Annotated in this window: 16 protein-coding genes; 9 read left to right on the top strand and 7 right to left on the bottom strand. The window is 58.7% G+C overall.

What is annotated here, in order from left to right:
- Nucleotides 1-33: 33 nt before the first annotated feature.
- The 4 genes from trkA to def all read right to left on the bottom strand — a co-directional run bounded on the left by trkA (nt 34) and on the right by def (nt 4285).
- Nucleotides 34-1407, bottom strand: a complete 1374-nt coding sequence (gene trkA, locus AAC076_RS04775; RefSeq protein ID WP_339843266.1) for a Trk system potassium transporter TrkA — start codon at nt 1405-1407, stop codon at nt 34-36.
- Nucleotides 1404-2756 (bottom strand): 16S rRNA (cytosine(967)-C(5))-methyltransferase RsmB, encoded by a 1353-nt coding sequence (gene rsmB / locus AAC076_RS04770; protein ID WP_339843265.1) that lies wholly within the window; start codon nt 2754-2756, stop codon nt 1404-1406. Before rsmB ends, trkA begins: the two co-directional genes overlap by 4 nt.
- On the bottom strand, nt 2753-3706 hold the full coding sequence (gene fmt, locus AAC076_RS04765; protein WP_339843264.1) for a methionyl-tRNA formyltransferase: 954 nt from the start codon (nt 3704-3706) through the stop codon (nt 2753-2755). The genes rsmB and fmt overlap by 4 nt, the downstream gene beginning before the upstream one ends.
- Nucleotides 3707-3772: 66 nt before the next feature.
- The gene (gene def / locus AAC076_RS04760) at nt 3773-4285 is read right to left on the bottom strand and encodes a peptide deformylase (RefSeq protein WP_339843263.1); all 513 of its coding nucleotides are present in this window, start codon (nt 4283-4285) and stop codon (nt 3773-3775) included.
- A 138-nt stretch (nt 4286-4423) separates the two neighbouring features.
- On the opposite strand from def, the gene AAC076_RS04755 reads away from it, so the two are divergent.
- The 5 genes from AAC076_RS04755 (at nt 4424) to aroE (ending at nt 9063) form a co-directional block, all read left to right on the top strand.
- A complete protein-coding gene (locus tag AAC076_RS04755; protein WP_339843262.1) occupies nt 4424-5449 on the top strand; it encodes a LysM peptidoglycan-binding domain-containing protein in 1026 nt (341 codons plus the stop codon).
- Nucleotides 5450-5505: 56 nt separating this feature from the next.
- Complete coding sequence (gene dprA, locus AAC076_RS04750; protein ID WP_339843261.1) at nt 5506-6636, top strand: DNA-processing protein DprA; 1131 nt, start codon at nt 5506-5508, stop codon at nt 6634-6636.
- A 118-nt stretch (nt 6637-6754) separates the two neighbouring features.
- Nucleotides 6755-7312 (top strand): L-threonylcarbamoyladenylate synthase, encoded by a 558-nt coding sequence (locus tag AAC076_RS04745; protein WP_339843259.1) that lies wholly within the window; start codon nt 6755-6757, stop codon nt 7310-7312.
- 9 nt (nt 7313-7321) lie between these two features.
- A complete protein-coding gene (hemF, locus tag AAC076_RS04740; protein ID WP_339843258.1) occupies nt 7322-8254 on the top strand; it encodes an oxygen-dependent coproporphyrinogen oxidase in 933 nt (310 codons plus the stop codon).
- Nucleotides 8254-9063: a shikimate dehydrogenase gene (gene aroE / locus AAC076_RS04735; protein ID WP_339843257.1), complete on the top strand. Its 810-nt coding sequence runs from the start codon at nt 8254-8256 to the stop codon at nt 9061-9063. The genes hemF and aroE overlap by 1 nt, the downstream gene beginning before the upstream one ends.
- Nucleotides 9064-9092: 29 nt before the next feature.
- On the opposite strand, the gene trpA is transcribed toward aroE, so the two are convergent.
- Together trpA and trpB are read right to left on the bottom strand one after the other, a co-directional pair.
- The gene (gene trpA, locus AAC076_RS04730; protein ID WP_339843256.1) at nt 9093-9905 is read right to left on the bottom strand and encodes a tryptophan synthase subunit alpha; all 813 of its coding nucleotides are present in this window, start codon (nt 9903-9905) and stop codon (nt 9093-9095) included.
- Complete coding sequence (gene trpB, locus AAC076_RS04725) at nt 9902-11113, bottom strand: tryptophan synthase subunit beta (RefSeq protein ID WP_339843255.1); 1212 nt, start codon at nt 11111-11113, stop codon at nt 9902-9904. Before trpB ends, trpA begins: the two co-directional genes overlap by 4 nt.
- 113 nt (nt 11114-11226) lie before the next feature.
- On the opposite strand from trpB, the gene AAC076_RS04720 reads away from it, so the two are divergent.
- Genes AAC076_RS04720 through AAC076_RS04705 form a run of 4 tightly spaced genes read left to right on the top strand, consistent with a single transcriptional unit; the run spans nt 11227 to nt 18627 of the window.
- Complete coding sequence (locus tag AAC076_RS04720) at nt 11227-12108, top strand: LysR family transcriptional regulator (RefSeq protein ID WP_339843254.1); 882 nt, start codon at nt 11227-11229, stop codon at nt 12106-12108.
- Nucleotides 12105-13250, top strand: coding sequence for an aminopeptidase (locus AAC076_RS04715; RefSeq protein WP_339843253.1), 1146 nt, complete (start codon nt 12105-12107; stop codon nt 13248-13250). The genes AAC076_RS04720 and AAC076_RS04715 overlap by 4 nt, the downstream gene beginning before the upstream one ends.
- On the top strand, nt 13247-16669 hold the full coding sequence (locus AAC076_RS04710; RefSeq protein WP_339843252.1) for an EAL domain-containing protein: 3423 nt from the start codon (nt 13247-13249) through the stop codon (nt 16667-16669). Before AAC076_RS04715 ends, AAC076_RS04710 begins: the two co-directional genes overlap by 4 nt.
- Complete coding sequence (locus AAC076_RS04705) at nt 16666-18627, top strand: acetoacetate--CoA ligase (RefSeq protein ID WP_339843251.1); 1962 nt, start codon at nt 16666-16668, stop codon at nt 18625-18627. Before AAC076_RS04710 ends, AAC076_RS04705 begins: the two co-directional genes overlap by 4 nt.
- Here AAC076_RS04705 and dkgB read toward each other — a convergent pair whose 3' ends face one another.
- A complete protein-coding gene (dkgB, locus tag AAC076_RS04700; protein ID WP_339843250.1) occupies nt 18628-19428 on the bottom strand; it encodes a 2,5-didehydrogluconate reductase DkgB in 801 nt (266 codons plus the stop codon). It lies immediately after the preceding gene.
- Nucleotides 19429-19468: the final 40 nt, after the last annotated feature.

The following is a 19468-nucleotide window of genomic DNA, read 5'->3' as shown; positions in this document are numbered from 1 at the left end:
GTTACCTGTGCTTGGAAGTCAGGGGGATCATCATCAGAAAAATGTCAGGCCGACCTGGAACAGGCGCTCTACATCACGAATATGTTTCTTGTCGATCACGAACAGGATCACATGGTCCTCGGATTCGATCAGGGTATTGTCATGGGCAATCAGCACCTCTTCGCCACGCACCACGGCGCCAATCGTGGTACCCGGTGGCAAGTCGATTTCGCCGATCATCCGGCCGACCACTTTCGAGGAGCGGGAGTCGCCATGGGCCACCGCTTCGATGGCCTCGGCTGCACCCCGGCGCAGTGAGTAGACGTTGACGATATCGCCTCGGCGCACGTGGGTCAGCAAGGTGCCGATGGTGGCCTGGGATGGAGAAATGGCGATATCGATCTCGCCCCCCTGGACCAGATCCACATAGGCTGGATTATTGATCAGGGCCATCACCTTACGCGCGCCCAGCCGCTTGGCCAGCATGGATGACATGATATTGGCTTCGTCATCATTGGTCAGGGCACAGAAGATATCCACGTCCTTGATATTCTCTTCAAGCAGCAGCTCCCTGTCGGAAGCACTGCCGTGCAGAACGATGGTCTTGTCCAGATTCTGCGACAGATAGTCGGCCCGTGGCTTGCTCTTTTCAATAATGCGTACCTGGTAGCGATTTTCGATGGCCTCGGCCAAGCGCTCCCCGATGTTGCCGCCGCCCGCGATCAGAACCCGCTTGTAGTTCTTCTCCAGCCGCCGCAATTCGCTCATCACCGCACGGATATCGTGGGTTGCGGCGAGAAAGAAGACCTCGTCGTCAGCCTCGATGATGGTATCGCCACGGGGGATGATGGGTCGATCCTTGCGGAAAATGGCCGCAACACGGGTATCTACGCCAGGCATGTGTTGACGCAGGAAGCGGAGCTCCTGACCTACCAGCGGCCCGCCGTAGTAGGCACGCACCGCGACCAACTGGACCTTGCCGTCTGCAAAGTCCAGTACCTGCAGGGCACCTGGATGCTCGATCAGGCGTTTTACGTAGGTGGTGACCGCCTGTTCCGGGCTGATCAGGACATCAATGGGTATCGATTCATTGTGAAAGAGGCCGCCACGCGTCAGATACGCCGACTCGCGTATACGGGCGATCTTGGTCGGTGTGCGAAACAGGGTGTAGGCAACCTGGCAGGCAATCATGTTGGTTTCATCGCTGCTGGTCACGGCGATCAGCATGTCCGCGTCATCCGCCCCGGCTTGCCGCAGTACCGTGGGAAACGAGCCTCGACCTACAACCGTGCGGATATCCAGGCGGTCACCCAGCTCGCGCAGTCTGGGGCCATCGGTATCGATCACGGTAATGTCGTTGGCCTCACTGGCCAGCTCGGCGGCCAGACTGCTACCTACCTGGCCTGCGCCGAGAATGATGATCTTCATAGTACGGGCGTCCCTTTGTCTTGCGCAGTGTAGCCTGTAGCTGTGGGCTCGGCGCCTATTTTTGTCAGCTTTGCCAGGTAGAAACCATCGTGGCTGGCATCATCAGGCAGCAATTGGCGCCCATGGGGTTGCGGCAGCCCGTAAGGGCCATCAACGGGCAGTTCCCTGGCCGTAGCTTGCCGGTCCAGAAAGGCGCCGATCACCTGGCTGTTCTCCTCGGGTAACACCGAGCAGGTGGCGTAAACCAGGGTGCCGCCCACATCAAGCGTCTGCCAGAGTGCATCCAGTAGCTCGCCCTGCAACGCGGCCAGCGCGGGGATGTCTTCGGCCTGTCGGGTCAGCTTGATATCCGGATGTCGGCGAATCACGCCAGTGGCAGAACAGGGTGCGTCGAGCAGGATACGCTGGAACGGCTTGCCATCCCACCAGGCTGCCAGCTCTCGTGCATCAGCGGCCTTGAGTTCGGCGCTCAACCCGAGACGCAGCAGGTTGTCGCTCACCCGCGTCAGTCTTTTGGGTTCCAGATCCAGCGCGACCAGCTCCAGCAGGCCCGTTTCCTGCTCCAGAATATGGCAGGTTTTGCCCCCGGGTGCGCAGCAGGCATCCAGCACACGCTGCCCTGCAGCCAGATCCAGCAACGGGGTTGCCAGTTGTGCTGCTTCGTCCTGAACACTCACCTCGCCCGCTGCAAAGCCAGGTAGGCGGTGGACGTCGCAGGATTGCATCAGAGTAATACCCTGGTCGCTAAAGGAGGTCTTATCGGCCGGCAGATCGGCCTCGGCTAGCTTGATCATATAAGCCTGCCGATCAATGACACGCTGGTTCACTCTCAGGGTCATCGGCGGATGAAGGTTGTTGGCGTTACAAATGGCCTCCCAGTGCTCGGGCCAGGCCTGCTTCAGGCGCTTCTGCAACCATCGGGGATGGGACAAGCGAATGGTCGGGTCGCGCTCCAGTGCGGCGAACAGCTCTGCATGTTCGCGCTGTGCGCGGCGCAGAACGGCATTCAGCATGCCCCTGGCCCACGGCTTCTTTAATGCTTTAGCCGCCGTGACGGTTTCGTCAATTGCCGCGTGGGCTGGTATACGGGTGAAAAGTAATTGGTAAAGCCCCACCAGAAGTAATGCATGCAGATCACGGTCGGCTGTTTTCAGTGGCTTTTCCAGCAAGGCACTCGCCAGACCATCCAGGCGCTGAAACCAGCGCGCCGTACCAAAGGCCAGTTCCTGGGCCAATGCCTGGTCACGTTCATTTACGTGCTGCAGCTGAGCCGGAAGACTGGTGCCCAGCGATGCCTTGCCGGCCATCACCGTCGCCAGGGCATTGGCTGCAGCCAGACGTGGGCTCATTGACCGTTACCCAGCTGCAGTCCGGGGGCAAACTGTTCGCGGCGGGCGTTGTACAGATCTCTGAACGAAAGCGGCTTGCCGCCAGGAATCTGCAGCCGGGTAAGGCGCAGCGAACCGCTACCGCAACCCACCAACAGACCGGCTTTGCTGCATTCGAGAATGCGGCCCGGAGCACCGTGATCCTCTGTGGGGCTGGCGGCGAGCACCTTCAATGTCTGGCTTTCCCACAGAGCATGGGCCTGGGGCCAGGGGTTGAAGGCACGGATCATTCGGTCCAGCTCTATGGCCGGCCGTTGCCAGTCGATCCGCGCATCGTTTTTGTTCAGCTTGTGGGCGTAAGTCGCCAGCGCATCATCCTGTGACTCGGGCCGGGCATCGCCTTTGGCCAACAGATCTATAGTTGCAATAACCGCTTGCGGGCCCAGCTCTGCCAGTCGGTCGTGCAGACTGCCGCCGGTGTCAGTGTCTGAAATCGGTGTTGTTACCTTGAGCAGCATGGGACCCGTGTCGAGCCCGGCTTCCATTTGCATGACGGTCACGCCACTTTCGCTGTCCCCCGCTTCTATTGCTCGCTGAATAGGTGCGGCGCCTCGCCAGCGTGGCAGCAGAGAAGCGTGACTGTTGATGCAGCCCAGGCGCGGTATATCCAGAACCACCTGGGGCAGGATCAGGCCGTAAGCCACCACGACGAGCAGGTCCGGTTCCAGTGCGCTCAGTTCCTGCTGCGCCTCGGGGTCGCGCAGGCTGGCCGGCTGATAGACAGGCAAGCCATGCTGCAGCGCGAGTTCCTTGACGGCGCTGACATGCATCTTGTGCCCACGTCCGGCGGGCCGGTCGGGCTGGCTATACACCGCTACAATGTTCAGGTCGGCGTCGAGCAAGGCCTGCAGGTGCGCGGCAGCAAATTCCGGTGTGCCGGCGAAAACGATGCGAAGATCTGAAGAGTTCATGCGGCTCCCGCTGCAGGCAAACAAAAAGGCTTGCCGAAGCAAGCCCTTGGATCTACAACCAGAAAATCAGGCACTGGCCTGCTGCTTATGCAGTTTTTCCAGCTTCTTGCGGATTCGATCGCGTTTGAGGTTGGACAGGTAGTCTACGAACAGTTTGCCATTGAGGTGGTCACATTCGTGTTGAATGCATACCGCCAGCAATCCTTCGCAAATTTCCTCGTAGGGTTCGCCGTCACGCCCCAGGGCGCGGACCCGTACTCGCTCTGGTCGGGTAACGGTCTCATAGAACCCCGGAACCGACAGACAACCTTCCTGCATCTCTTCCAGGTCCTCAGTCAGCGGCTCCAGCTCGGGGTTGATGAACACCCGAGGTTCACTGCGGTCTTCGGACAAATCTATGACCACCACGCGCTCGTGCACATTGACCTGACTGGCCGCCAGACCAATGCCTGGGGCCTCGTACATGGTCTCGAACATGTCATCCACCAGTTGGCGGATACGGTCATCAACCTTGTCGACAGGCTTGGCTACAGTGCGCAAGCGGGGGTCGGGAAATTCCAGAATGTTTAATATGGCCATGTCAGTTTGTGATGCAGTTGTGGAATAAAGCTAAATTGTACTGCTAAGATGATGAGCAGCTAGGAAATAACACAGGTCTGGCATGTCTAATGCGTCTTCAGACCCAATGCTGGCCTCTATAATAAAGGGATTCATGTCATGAGGAAAACATTAGTCGGCCTTCTGTTGCTCTCGATGAGCTTTTGGGTGCAGGCGCAGGAGCCGGTATTCAGGGATGGCCATCCGCAAACCTATGAAGTTGTCAAAGGAGATACCCTGTGGGATATCGCCGGGCGCTTCCTGAATCTGCCTTGGAAGTGGCCAGAAGTCTGGCACGCCAACCCACAGATCAGCAACCCGCATCTGATTTACCCCGGCGATCTGATTTCGCTGGTTTATATCGATGGTCAGCCACGCCTAACGGTGGGTCGCGGCCAGGGTGGCACCATCAAGCTTTCGCCAACGGTGCGTTTCCAGCCTATTGCCGAAGCCATACCGACCATTCCACTCGAAGCGATCGACGCCTTCCTCAAGGCTGGGCGCATCATCGATGATCCCAGTGTACTCGAACAGGCTCCCTATATTCTGGGCGGTGAGGCTCAAAGCGTAGTGGTAGGCGCCGGTAGCCGAGTGTATGCGCGCGGTCAGGTTGATCCAGCTATCGGGGCCATGGGTATCTTCCGTCGCGGGGAAACCTATATCGATCCCATTACCGGTGAGTTTCTCGGCATACACGCCCAGGAAATCGGCAACGGTGATGTAGTCGGCATTGAAAACGATATCGTCAGCCTGGATGTTACCCGTAGCAATCAGGAAGTTCGCGTCAATGACCGGCTGCTGCAGACTGAGCAGCGTCCGATTACCTCGACTTTCTTCCCCACCGAGCCTGACTCGGAGATAAACGGACTGATTATCGGCGTGCCTAACGGTGTGACGCAGATCGGCCAGTACGATGTCGTGGTAATCAACAAGGGTCTGCGTGATGGTCTGGAGCAGGGTAGCGTTCTGACTATCTACAAGACCGGTGAGTTGGTGCGTGATCGGATCCAGAACGAACGTGTCCAGTTGCCCGACGAGCGCGCCGGTATGTTGATGGTTTTCCGGCCCTACGAAAAGACCAGCTACGGTATCGTTCTTGAGTCGACCCGTCAGATGGAGATGATGGACAAGGTCCGCAACCCCTGAGTCCTCCGGCATCGCTTTACCGGTAAAGCGATGCCGACTCTGATCAAGGATGATCAATGAGCTTCACCTACGCCCCTTCGATGAAGGCGTGGCTGACTCTGTCGTTACTCGATGGAGTCGGGCCGCAGGCCTTGACGCGTTTACTGCAGCATTTCCCTGACCCAAACGACGCCCTTGCGGCGGATCTGCTCACCCTGCAATCAATTGGACTGAGACCTGCCGCTCTGGACATCATCCAGCGCTACCAGCAGGGTGAAATCTTGCTCGGTGCCCGACTGGATGCCGTTTATCGTTGGCTCGAACGTCCAGGTTGTCAGGTGTTGTGTCTGGACTCGACAGAGTATCCAGCGCTGCTGCGTGATATCCCCGATCCTCCCCCACTGCTCTACCTGCAGGGTAACGCGCAACTGCTGCACGATCCCCAGTTGGCTATGGTCGGCACTCGCCATCCCGGTCCCCATGGTGCGGCTACTGCGCGCCAATTTGCCCGCAGCTTCGCTGAAAGCGGTCTGGTCGTGACCAGCGGGATGGCGTTGGGGATCGACGGCGCATGCCATCAGGGCGCATTGGATGCAGGCGGACAGACCATAGCGGTATGGGGTACGGGTCTGGATAATTGTTATCCGAAACGCCACTCGGCCCTGGCCAGCGCCATTGTCGAGGGGGGAGGCTTGCTGGTTTCCGAGCAGCCGCCGGATGCACCTGCCCATGCTGGTCAGTTTCCCAAGCGCAATCGTATTATCAGCGGACTCAGTCTGGGCACGTTGGTGGTGGAGGCCAGCTTGAATAGCGGGTCCCTCATCACTGCACGCCTGGCGCTCGAGCAGAACCGCGAGGTGTTTGCGATGCCGGGATCGATTCACAGTACCCAGGCCCGGGGATGTCACCAGTTGCTACGCGAGGGAGCGCACCTCGTCGAGACCGTTCGTGACGTGCTGGAGGTGCTCCGCCTGCCCATTCGTGCGGCAATCGAAGCGGATACTGAATCAAGCGAGGCGGCCCATAGGGAGTTAACCAGTCCGCCAGCCAGCCCGCTCTGGCCGCTACTTGACCACAACCCGGTCAGCGTTGACTGGCTGGGTGAGCAAAGTAGTCTGCCTGTCGAGAGAGTCATGCAGGAATTGCTGGAGCTGGAGCTTGATGGTCACGTCCAGCATACCCCCCACGGGTATTCACGGGTGGCGTGAGCTGTTGTCCTTGAGCCGGGCGCGTCCCTCGGCTACTGTCTTCCCTCGAATATCTGTTCAGAGCACCTCCAAAGCCGGTAACGCCTGTGGGGTTGCGGTGGTCATAGGGGGAAGTGGCATGTTGGCACGTTGGCGTTTGATACAACTCAACCGGATTTTGCATGCTGGAGGCGTGGTGGCGTATCCGACTGAGGCAGTCTGGGGGCTTGGGTGCAATCCCTGGAAAGCCGATGCCGTCGAACACCTGTTGGAGCTCAAGGACCGTCCGGTGGAAAAAGGCCTGATTCTGGTTGCCGGCGATATCGAGCAGTTTGATTTCCTGCTCTGGGATCTGCCTGATGGTCTGCTCGCCAAGCTGCGGCTTTCCTGGCCCGGCCCGAATACCTGGTTGGTACCCCATCGCGACCGCCTGCCGCACTGGATCACCGGTGTTCATCAAACGGTGGCGTTGCGCGTCAGTGATCACCCGCTGATCCAGCAAATGTGCGAAGTCACCGGCCCCCTGGTGTCCACCTCGGCCAATCCCAGTGGCCGTCCGCCAGCGCGTTCGCGTCTGCGCATCGAGCAGTACTTTCATGAGTCACTGGATGCAGTGGTACCCGGGGCCTTGGGCAAACAGCGCAACCCCAGTATCATCCGCGATCTGCAGACCGACCAGATCATCCGTCCCGCCTGAGGTAAGCAAGTGAAAAACACGCCCGATGCCACCGATGTTGCAGCCGTCAAAAATTACCTGATGGATCTGCAGGACCGCATCTGCAGCGCCCTGGAGACTTCCGATGGTGCAGGTCGTTTTGCCGAGGAGCAATGGGAGCGCCCGGCTGGCGGCGGCGGTCGCTCACGGATAATGGAAAAGGGCGCTTTGCTGGAAAAAGGCGGAGTGGGCTTTTCCCATGTGTTTGGTGACGGCATGCCGCCCTCCGCTACTGCGCATCGCCCGGAGCTTGCCGGACGGCATTTCCAGGCCATGGGCGTATCGCTGGTAATGCATCCGGAAAATCCCCATGTGCCGACATCCCATGCCAATGTGCGGTTTTTCATTGCCGAAAAGGAGGGTGCGGATCCGGTCTGGTGGTTTGGTGGTGGTTTTGATCTGACCCCCTACTACGCCAACGAAGAAGACTGCATTCACTGGCATAGAGTCGCCCGCGATGCCTGCGAGCCCTTCGGTGAGGACGTGTATCCACGTTACAAGGCCTGGTGTGACGAGTACTTCCATCTCAAGCACCGCCAGGAGCAGCGCGGCGTCGGCGGACTGTTCTTTGATGACCTCAACGAATGGGGTTTCGAACGCAGCTTCGAGTTTCTTCGCGCCATTGGTGACGCCTACATCGAGGCCTACCTGCCGATCATCGAACGTCGGCGCGCAGCTGCTTATACTGCCCAGCAGAAGGCGTTCCAGGAGTATCGTCGGGGCCGCTATGTGGAGTTCAACCTGGTCTATGACCGAGGGACCCTGTTTGGTTTGCAGACCGGCGGGCGCACCGAGTCGATCCTGATGTCGCTGCCACCGGTGGTCCGCTGGGACTATAACTGGCATCCCGAACCCGGCACACCGGAGGCGCGGCTGACCGATGAGTTTCTTGTGCCCCGTGATTGGCTGGGAGGCACCCTCTGATGGATCGTTACGCCGTGATCGGTAACCCCATCGGGCACAGCAAGTCGCCACACATTCATCGTATGTTCGGCGAGCAGACCGGCGAGGCGATCTCCTACGAGGCTTTATTGGCTCCGCTTGACGACTTTGCCGGCACCCTGCACAGCTTTCTCGCCGACGGGCTGGGCGTCAATGTCACGGTACCGTTCAAGGAACAGGCCTGGGCATTGGTTGGCCGGCACACGCCGGCAGCCGAGCGCGCCGGTGCGGTAAATACCATCCAGCGTCTGTCCGACGGTAGCCTGTTGGGAGACAACACTGATGGCAAGGGCCTGGTACGTGACATCGAGCATAATGCCGGACTGGCATTGGCAGGCCTGAAAATATTGCTGGTCGGTGCGGGCGGTGCAGCAAGGGGCGTTGTGCAGCCGCTATTGGCAGCCGGGCCATCACAGCTTTGCATTGTTAACCGCACCGTCAGCAAGGCCGAGGAGCTGGCTGCGCTGTTTGCGGACCAAGGGCCGGTCAGCGCGGCGGGTTTCCAGTGGATTGAAGAGCCGGTTGATCTGATCATCAATGCTACCTCGGCGAGCCTGGCAGGCGACCTGCCGGACATTTCGCCCAACCTCATCCGCCCGGGGCATACCTGGTGCTACGACATGATGTACGCCAACGAGCCCACCGCGTTCAACCGCTGGGCTGCAGAGCACGGAGCTGCACGCTGTCTGGATGGTCTGGGAATGCTGGTCGAGCAGGCCGCCGAAGCTTTCCTGCTGTGGCGCGGTGTCCGGCCGGACACCGCGCCTGTACTGGCGGCATTGCGCCAGTGATTGGCTAGCCGTCTTAGGCTCTCACGGAATCAAGCCCGCGCTTGGCGGATTGCCGTTGCCAGTTCAGATACCAGGCTCAGCACATCCTTGACTCCTTGTTCTGGCGTGCTGGCATGGGCGATGAGGTCCACCAGTGCTGATCCCACCACTACCCCTTCGGCATCCTGTGCAAAACGGGCAGCCTGCTCTGGCGTTCGCACACCAAACCCGACGCAGACCGGAATGTCGGTCTGCTGACGAATAGCACCAATCGCATCACGCACCGTGGCATTGTCTGCCTGACCTACTCCCGTTACGCCGTTGAGCGAAACGTAGTAGAGAAATCCACTGGCATGATCCAGCACCGCTGGCAAACGCTTGGCGTTAGTGGTCGGCGTGGCCATGCGAATCATGTCCAGACCGGCGTCGCGGGCCAGCGGGCCCAGTTCGCTGTCGTGCTCAGCGGGAAGATCGACCACCAGCAGCCCATCGACACCGGCTTCGCGAGCATCGCGCATGAAGTTATCCGGACCGTAACGATAGATCGGGTTGTAGTAGCCCATCAGTACGATCGGTGTGGTCTGGTCTTCGGCACGGAACTGCCGGACCATTTCCAGGGTTTTCAATTGCGTTTGTCCAGCCTTGAGCGCCCGCACAGCTGCGGCCTGAATGGTCGGGCCGTCGGCCATGGGGTCGCTGAAGGGCATGCCCAGCTCGATGATATCCGCCCCTGCAGCGGGGAGCTGTTTCAGTAGTGCCAGGCTGGCATCGTGACCGGGGTCACCGGCGCAGATGTAAGTCACCAGGGCAGCACGATTGGCGCTCTTGAGTTCGGCGAAGCGGCCAGCTAAACGTGATGTCATGCCTTCTCCTCCATCAAACGCAGTACGGTAGGCATATCCTTGTCGCCGCGGCCGGACAGGTTGATAACCATCAGGTGATCCTTGGGTAGCAAGGGTGCACGCTTGGCCACTTCGGCCAGGGCGTGAGCTGTCTCCAGGGCCGGGATAATACCCTCCTGGCGGCAGCAGACATGGAATGCCTCCAGCGCTTCGGTATCGGTGACGGCGCTGTATTCGACACGGCCCTGCTCATGCAACCAGGCGTGTTCGGGGCCAATACCGGGATAATCCAGACCAGCGGAAACCGAGTGTGCATCGGTAATCTGACCATCGCTGTCCTGCAGCAGATAGGTTCGATTGCCGTGCAATACACCGGAAATACCGCCCTTGAGGCTGGCAGCGTGTTTACCGCTATCCAGGCCCTCGCCCGCTGCCTCGACACCAATCATCTGTACGCTGGGATCATCCAGGAATGGGTGGAACAGGCCCATGGCATTTGACCCGCCGCCAATACAGGCGATCAGGCTGTCGGGCAGGCGCCCCTCGCGGGCCAGCATCTGCACCCGCGTCTCGCGGCCGATTACGGCCTGGAACTCACGAACCATGGTGGGGTACGGATGGGGGCCGGCTACGGTGCCGATCATGTAGAAAGTGTTTTCGACGTTGGTAACCCAGTCGCGCAGGGCTTCGTTCATCGCATCCTTGAGGGTGCCCGTACCGGAGGTGACCGGGACGATCTCGGCACCCATCAGACGCATGCGCGAGACGTTGTCACGCTGACGGTCGATATCCGTTGCGCCCATGTAAACCACGCACGGCAAACCAAAGCGGGCAGCGACAGTGGCGGTAGCAACGCCATGCATACCCGCGCCGGTCTCGGCAATGATGCGGGTCTTGCCCATACGCTTGGCCAGCAATACCTGACCGATACAGTTGTTGATCTTGTGGGCGCCGGTGTGGTTCAGCTCTTCACGCTTAAAATAGATCTTGGCGCCGCCGTAGAGTTCGGTCAGACGCTCCGCGTAGTACAGCGGGCTGGGCCGGCCAACGAACTCGGCCTGAAAGCGATCCATCTCGGCTAGAAAGTCTGGCTCGGCCATGGCCGTGTTGAAGGCTTCCTCCAGATCGAGAATCAGCGGCATCAGGGATTCGGCGACAAAGCGACCACCGAAAGAGCCGAACTGGCCCTGGGCATCGGCGCCGCGGGTAAAGGTGCTGGGGTTCTGCATGATCGGTACCTTCATATTGGGTGCGCTTTTCAATGCGCCCACAATAGGGCAGGCGACACATGAAAAAAACCGATAAGATAGCAGCAACCTGTGAGAAAAAGTGACATATCGCCATGAGCCGAGATCTCCCCTCACTCAACGCATTACGCGTATTCGAGACGGCTGCTCGGCTGGAAAGTGTGAGCCAGGCGGCTGAAGTGCTGCATGTTACCCATGGTGCAGTCAGCCGCCAGATTCGTACCCTGGAATCGGAGCTGGGCGTGGCCCTGTTCGAGAAGGCGGGTCGGGGCGTGCAGTTGACCAGCGCCGGCCGTCGGTTGCGTGATGCCAGCCGCGATGCACTCGATAGTCTGCGCACGGTGTGTGCGGAGATCAGCCAGAGCCAGGTGAGTGCGCCCTTTCTTCTCGCTTGCCCCGGTAGCTTGCTGGCGCGCTGGTTCATTCCGCGTCTGGATCGACTGAACGCCGAGCTTCCAGAGCTGAACCTGCACCTCTCCGCCAGCGAAGGCGAGCAAGATCCGCGCAAGCCTGGCGTCACCGCTACGCTGCTTTTTGCAGAGCCCCCATGGCCTGCCGATATGCAGGTGTATCCGCTGATTCCCGAGCGTATCGGGCCGGTATTCAGTCCACGCTATGTACGAGCAGCTTCGATCGCGGATAAGCCTGCCAGTGCACTGGTCAACGAACCCCTGCTGCATACCCTGTCACGCCCCGGTGCCTGGGCTGACTGGGCGAAAGCCCTGGAGCTCGAACCGCAGAGCCTGCGCCATGGGCAGGGCTTCGAGCATCTGTATTACCTTCTCGAAGCGGCCCTGTCGGGACTGGGTGTAGCCATCGCACCTGAGTTGCTGGTCGCAGATGATATTGCCAACGGCCGCTTGCTGGCGCCCTGGGGTTTTGTTGAAACGCCCAATCAACTGGCCCTATGGAGTCCCGCGCGGCAACCGCAATCACAGGTCCGTGAGCTGGCAGACTGGTTGCAGGTGAATCTTTGAAGTTGCTCCTAGTGACGATGCTCGCAGCTCTGTTGCTTGGCGGGTGCAGCAGCATCGCCTTTGTTCAGCAATCCTGGCAGGGCCAGCGAGATGTCATGGCCCTGAGTGTGCCCATCGTCGACTTGCTGGAAAGCGACAATACCGATCCCGTACTCAAGGCGCGCCTGGCCGAGGCGCTCAAGGCACGTCAATTTGCCAGCAATGTGCTCGGGCTGCCGGATAATGCCAGCTACACCCGTTACAGTGCCTTGCCCCGCGATTACGTGCTGTGGAATCTGTTTGTCGCGCCAGAACTCTCTCTTGAGCCTGTTCAGCACTGTTACCTGTTTACCGGATGCCTGGCCTACAAGGGCTATTTTACCCCCGAGGCTGCGCAAGCCGCTGCGCAGCAATGGCGTAAACAGGGCATGGACGTTTTTATTGGTGATATCCCGGCCTACTCGACCCTGGGCTGGTACGACGACCCGCTGCTCAGTTCCATGCTGCATTGGGATGATGATTACCTGGCATTGACGCTGTTCCATGAACTGGCTCACCAACGGTTTTACCTGAAGGATGACACGGCCTTCAATGAGTCATTCGCCAGCTTTGTAGGCAGTGAGGGGCTGCGCCAATGGCGATCCAGTCGAGGGTTGGCGCCACCTGATCCGGCACTTGAGCAGCAGCAGGCAGAGTTCACCCAGCTCGTCATGGCAACACGTGAAAGGTTGCAGGCGGTCTACACCAGCGAGCGACCAGATGCGGCCAAACGAAAAGCAAAGGAGTCAGCGTTTTCCCGCCTGCAGATGGATTACCAGCAGTGGAAATCAGACTGCTGGGATAACAGCCCGCGATTTGACGGCTGGTTTGCCGAGGCACTGAACAATGCCAGCCTGCTTCCCTTCGGACTTTATGATCAGTGGGTGCCAGCCTTTGCTATGCTGTTTGAACAGACCGGCAGAGACTGGCAAGCTTTTTACCAGGCTGTCGAGCGTATGGAAAATGTGACTTCGACAGAGCGTGAGCACCTCATGCTTGGGTTACTGCAGGCGGCGCAAAAAATTGATCAATCCCGCCCGCCAGACGTAACCGGTCACCGGCATTTTTCATCTCAGCAGCCAATAAGAACAAGAGAAACAGGATGCATCGAGGAGCACCTATGACCGCATCTGATCCAGGTAAGGATACCCGGGCGGATCACCAGCATCGCAACGAGCCTGATCTGCTCAAACCGCCCCGTGCCTACTGGCTGGTTGCGCTGCTGACGACCCTTATTAGCGGTGTTCTGGCTTTCATTATCGGTTACAGCCTTTATCAGCAGAATCGAGTACAGCATGAGGAGCAGTTCGCTCACCGCGTACAGGCATATGGCCAGGGTATCGCAGATTTCGTTCAGCGTAGCCTGGGTGCGGTATACACCCTGGGCACCCTGGTTCAGATATCCGATGCGCCAATAGATGATTTCCAGCGGCTTGGCGATGAGTTGAGCACCTACTTTCCTGGAGCCTCTGCTCTGGGGGTAGCCGAAGGCGCGGTGGTCACCCAGATTTGGCCATTGGCGGGAAATGAGGGTGAGCTTGGTCGCGATCTTCTGCAGGACTCCGAGCGCGGCCCTGATGCCTTGAGAGCTTTGCAGAACAAGAGCCTGACACTGTCCAGACCCTTCGAGCTGTCTCGGGGTGGTCTAGTTGTGGCTGGCCGCCTACCGGTGTTCGTCAACGATGAATATGGCTTTGAGCGATTCTGGGGCTTTGTGATCTCAAGCATCGACCTGACAACTATCGAATCATTGCCGGAAATCCAGGCCATGCAGGCCCATCAGCTGCGTTTTCGCCTTTGGCGCCAGGATCCCAATACCAACCAGCGCGATCTTTTGCTGCCGCTGACCGAGGACCTGGATTTCCACCGTTCCCATGAGGTTTCGTTGGAGCTGGCCAACGCCAATTGGATATTGAGTGTGGAGCAACCGCGGAGCTCCGAGTTATGGCACTGGGCGTTGATGACGCTGTTGATCGGGACGGTTACCAGCCTGGCCCTGGGTTATTCGGTTCTTCAGGTGCTTAATATACGCTGGCAGCGAGAGAACCTGGCCACCCTGGTTGCCCAGCGCACGCGCTCTGCCGAGGAGGCGAGCGATGAGATGGCGGCCGTTATAAATGCGGTGCCTGATCTATTGTTTGAAATGGATAGCGAAGGGCGTTATTACCGCTTTTACTCCCAGCGCACGGATCTGATGAAAATGCCCTTCGACTCGATAAAGGGTAGAACGGTTTACGAAGTGCTTCCTCGAGCAGCGGCCAGCCAGGTTATTGCAGCCCTTGCCCAGGCGGCGCAAACGGGCTGGGCGAGCGGCTACAGCTTCGCCCTCGGTGACACGGAAATAGTTGAGGGCGAGCGCTGGTTTGAATTATCGGTGGCGCGCAAGGCAGCAAGAGCAGAGGAAAGCGACCGTTTTATAGTGCTGTCTCGGGAAATCACCGAGCGCAAACGGGCTGAAGAGCAGAACCGGCAAACCCTGGCGCGCTACCAGTCTTTTGTCAGCGCCTCCAACACTGGCGCATGGGAATACCACGTGAGCTCCGGCCGCCTGGAGTTGAGCGACGAATATTTTCTAATGCTCGGGCTGGATCCGGTTGAACAGGAACTTGACCCACAATTTGGCTCACTGCAGGTCTGGATCGATCTGTTACATCCCGACGACCGGGACCAGGCAGCTCGGTGTTTCAAGAACTACTGTGGTGATCCTGCCGAAAAGCTTTATGAGAACCGCTTTCGGGTACTCAACGCTGAGAACGAGTGGGTCTGGATTCTGGCCCGCGGAGGTTTTTTGCGGGACCAGGACGGGCGATTGACTGACCTGATTGTGGGCACCCATATCGATATCAACGAGACGGTGCGCGCGAGTGAAGAACTGAAGCTGATCGGGCGCGTCTTTGAACAGACCAGCGAAGCCTTTTTGATCACTGATGCGCAACAGCGGATCGTCAAGGTAAACCGGGCCTTCACCGATATCACCGGCTTCAGCCCGGAAGACGCATTGGGCCAGACGCCGGCCATATTGTCTTCAGGTCAGTATGACCAGGATTTTTACCGGAGAATGTGGTCGGCCATCGAGACGCAGGGGAACTGGCAGGGCGAACTGTGGAATCGCCACAAGAATGGAACACTTTATCCTGAATGGCTGCGCATCAGCCGCATGCTTGATACGCAGGGTAACGTCACCCATTACGTCGCTGTGCTGAGTGACATCACCCAGCGCAAGGCTGATGAGCAGCATATTCACTCACTGGCCTTCTTTGATGTGCTGACAGGTTTACCCAACCGCAGCATGTTCGAGCAGCAGGCGCAGGAAGCCCTGAGCTTGGCGGAGCGGCATCACAAGCAACTGGCTTTGCTCTTCATCGATCTGGACAACTTCAAGAACGTCAATGATTCCCTGGGTCACCAGGTGGGTGACGCGCTGCTGGTCGCCTTTGCACAGCGGCTCTCGGCTTTGCTGCGTGAGGAGGACATGTTGTCACGCACCGGGGGTGACGAATTCAGCCTGATTCTGCCGTCAATAGACGCTAATGGTGCCGCCCATACGGCGCAACGTATTGCCAATGCGATGACCGAATCCATGTTGGTTGCGGGTCATGAGCTGACTGTAACAGCCTCGATCGGTATTGCACTTTACCCCGATGATGCCGCAGATCTGAGTAACCTGCAGAGCAACGCCGACATCGCGATGTACCGGGCAAAGCATGATGGACGCAATGGCTACAGCTTCTTCGAGCCGGAACTGCAGACCCATTACGTGCGGACCCTGCAGATCGAGAACGCGCTACGGCATGCATTGGCTCGGGATCAGCTGAGTGTTCATTTTCAGCCACAGCACCGCCTGAAGGACGATTATCTGGTGGGAGCCGAGGCCTTGCTGCGCTGGACCCATCCGGAGCTGGGCAGTATTTCACCCGCTGAATTCATACCGGTCGCGGAAAACAGTGGCCTCATCGTACCTATTGGCGAATGGGTCCTGGCTGAGTCGCTCAAGCAACTGCTGGTGTGGCACGGTATGGGCTTTACCGATATGTACGTGGCCGTCAATCTATCAGCGGTCCAGTTCAGAGATATCCATCTGCTTGCCAAAATCGAGGCCCTGCTGGAAAGCACCGGCGTACCCGCGCAGGCTGTGGAACTGGAGCTGACCGAAAGCATGACCATGCATGACCCGGAAACGGCCATACAGATCATTTCCAGACTTAACGGGTTGGGTCTGAATCTGGCCCTGGATGATTTCGGTACCGGTTATTCTTCCATGAGTTACCTGAAGCGATTCCACCTGCAGAAGATCAAGATTGATCAGTCTTTTATTCGCGATCTGGGTAAGGATGGTGATGACGCTGCCATTGTCAGCGCCACCATCACCCTTTCTCACAGCCTGGGTATGGTGACCATTGCCGAGGGTGTCGAGACGCAAGAACAGCGGGACTTCCTGCGCCGGTCCGGTTGCAACTTCGTACAGGGCTACCTGTACAGCCGGCCACTGCCATCGCAGGCATTTATCGATTACATGGCCCAGTCCCGTCAGGAAACGCAATGATGACCCTGCCCGAAGTACTTTACAGACCAACCGGCCAGACCCTGAAACGCAGTCGTATGGCTTGCTACAGGGACTGGTTACAGGCTGCGGGTGAAGCCCCTGGCGCCGATTATTCGGCGTTGCACGCATGGTCAGTCGACGATATTGGCCGATTCTGGCGGAGCGTCTGGGATTACACAGGTGTGGTCAGCGCAGGTGACCCCGATTCGGTATTGGAGAGTCACGCATTGCCTGGCGCGCGCTGGTTTCCCCAGGTGCGCCTCAATTTTGCCGAGAACCTGTTACGCCACGCCCTGACCGGTGACGCCACCCAGCCGGCACTGCATGCCCGTTCCGAAACCCGAGGGGATTTTACCCTTAGTCGTGGTGAGCTACTTGCTCAGGTAGCGGCACTGGGAGCCTGGATGCGCGAGGCTGGCATACAGCCGGGTGATCGGGTTGCTGCCGTGGTAGCTAACATTCCCGAAGCGATTATCGGCATGCTTGCATCTGCCAGTATTGGTGCTGTGTGGTCCTCGGCATCACCGGACTTCGGCACAGCCGGGATTCTTGACCGCTTTGGCCAGATCAAGCCCCGGCTGCTGATCTGCGTTAATGGCTACGGTTATGGCGGCAAGGTATTCGACCGAACCGCCCAGGCCCTGGAGTTGCAGCAAAGCATGCCCTCGGTCGAGCAGTTGCTGATGATATCCAACCTGCCGGATATAGCCCTGCCAGAGGGCGCGGTGGACTGGCAGAGCGTGCAACAGAAACACGCTGGTGCCCAGCCGGTATTCGCCGCCCTGCCCTTTGATCACCCGCTCTACATACTCTACTCGTCCGGTACCACGGGCGTGCCCAAATGCATCATGCACGGAGCTGGCGGTACGCTGCTGCAACACAGCAAGGAGCTCATGCTGCACGCGGATCTGGGACCGGAGGATGTGCTCTTCTACTTCACCACCTGTGGCTGGATGATGTGGAACTGGTTGGCTTCGGGTCTGGTTACCGGCGCGGAGCTGGTACTCTTTGATGGTAATCCGGGTTACCCCGATATGCAGAGTCTATGGCAGCTCGGAGAGGATTATCGCGTCACGCATTTTGGCACCAGCGCCAAATTTTTGGGGGGCTGCCGTAACGCCGATCTTCATCCAGGCCAGCGTTTTGATCTGAGTCCCTTGCGAGTACTGCTATCGACTGGCTCGCCCTTGCTGCCCGAGGATTACGACTGGGTCTACGGGGCCGTCAAAAAAGACATGCTGCTGGGCTCGATATCTGGCGGTACCGACATCGTCTCCTGCTTCGTTGGCTGTTCGCCGCTCCTACCGGTGCGCCGGGGCGTCATTCAGTGCCGCATGCTCGGCATGGATGTGCAGGCATTCAACGAGGAGGGCCAGATAGTCATTGGCGAGCGGGGTGAGCTGGTTTGCTTGCAGCCGGCGCCTTGCATGCCATTGGGTTTCTGGAACGACACCGACGGCAGCCGTTACCACGCTGCCTACTTCGAGCGATTCCCCGGGGTCTGGGCCCATGGTGACTATATCGAGTTTGACGCCGAGGGTGGTTGCATCATTCATGGCCGCAGCGACGCGACCCTGAACCCGGGCGGTGTGAGGATCGGTACGGCGGAAATCTACCGCCAGGTCGAAACCCTGAATGAAATTGCCGACAGCCTGGTGGTTGGTCAGGATTGGGAAGGGGATGTGCGCGTGGTGTTGCTGGTAGTAATGAATCCGGGTTGCCAGCTGGACGAGCCTCTGCGCCAACGTATACGTCAGCGCATCCGCGACAATGCCAGTCCACGGCATATGCCGGCACGGGTCGAGGTCATTGAGCAAGTACCCTATACCCGTAGCGGCAAAAAAGTGGAGCTCGCCGTGGCGAAAATCCTGCGCCGCGAGGCGGTGACCAACCGTGAGGCCCTGGCCAACCCCGAAGCGCTGGAGCAGATTGCAGCTATTGAAGCGCTTTGGCGATAATCAGTCCCAGGCCGGCGCAAAGTCCGGATCGGCAATACGCTGGTTCCGCTCCAGTGCAGCAATAGCGGCCATGTCATCCTGACTGAGTCGCAGGTCCGCTGCGTGCAGATTGTCCTGCTGGTGCTGGCGTTTGGTAGAAGACGGAATAACCACGTAACCCAGTTGTAACAGCCAGGCTAACGTCACCTGAGCTGGGGTGACCTGGTGCGCCTGGCCGATAGCTTGCAACACCGGATCCTGCATCACCTCACCAACCGCCAACGGCATGTAAGCGGTGAGCTGAATATCATGCTCGCGGGCAAACTCGGCCACCTTGCGGTTGTGCAGAAAAGGGTGAATCTCGACCTGGTTGGTGGCGATGTTCTCGGCACCTATCAGATCGATCGCCTTGCCCAACTGTTCGATGGTGAAATTGGATACGCCAATGTGTTTGGTCAGTCCCTGCTCACGCGCCTCCAGCAGCATGGGCAGATACTCTTCCATGGGCACCTTGTCGTCGGGTGAGGGCCAGTGGATCAGCGTCATGTCCACATGATTGAGGTTGAGCTTGCTCAGGCTTTCTTCAAGGCTGGGGATAAGCTTGCGTGGAGCCAGATTGGAAATCCAGATTTTTGTGGTAACGAACAGTTCGTCACGTGCGATGCCACTGTCGGCGATGGCGCGCCCGACCGCCTGTTCGTTTTCATAGATTTGCGCGGTATCTATATGGCGGTAGCCGAGTTGCAGAGCCTGGTCTACCGAATCGATGACGTCCTGGTCCTTGAGTCTGTATGTGCCCAGACCAATAACGGGAATACCCATGCGTTGTGCTCCTCATATTCGATACATTTCAGTCTGTTCA

The organism is uncultured Halopseudomonas sp., assembly GCF_963977355.1.
Classification (GTDB): domain Bacteria; phylum Pseudomonadota; class Gammaproteobacteria; order Pseudomonadales; family Pseudomonadaceae; genus Halopseudomonas.
This window is presented reverse-complemented; position numbering and strand designations above follow the sequence as displayed.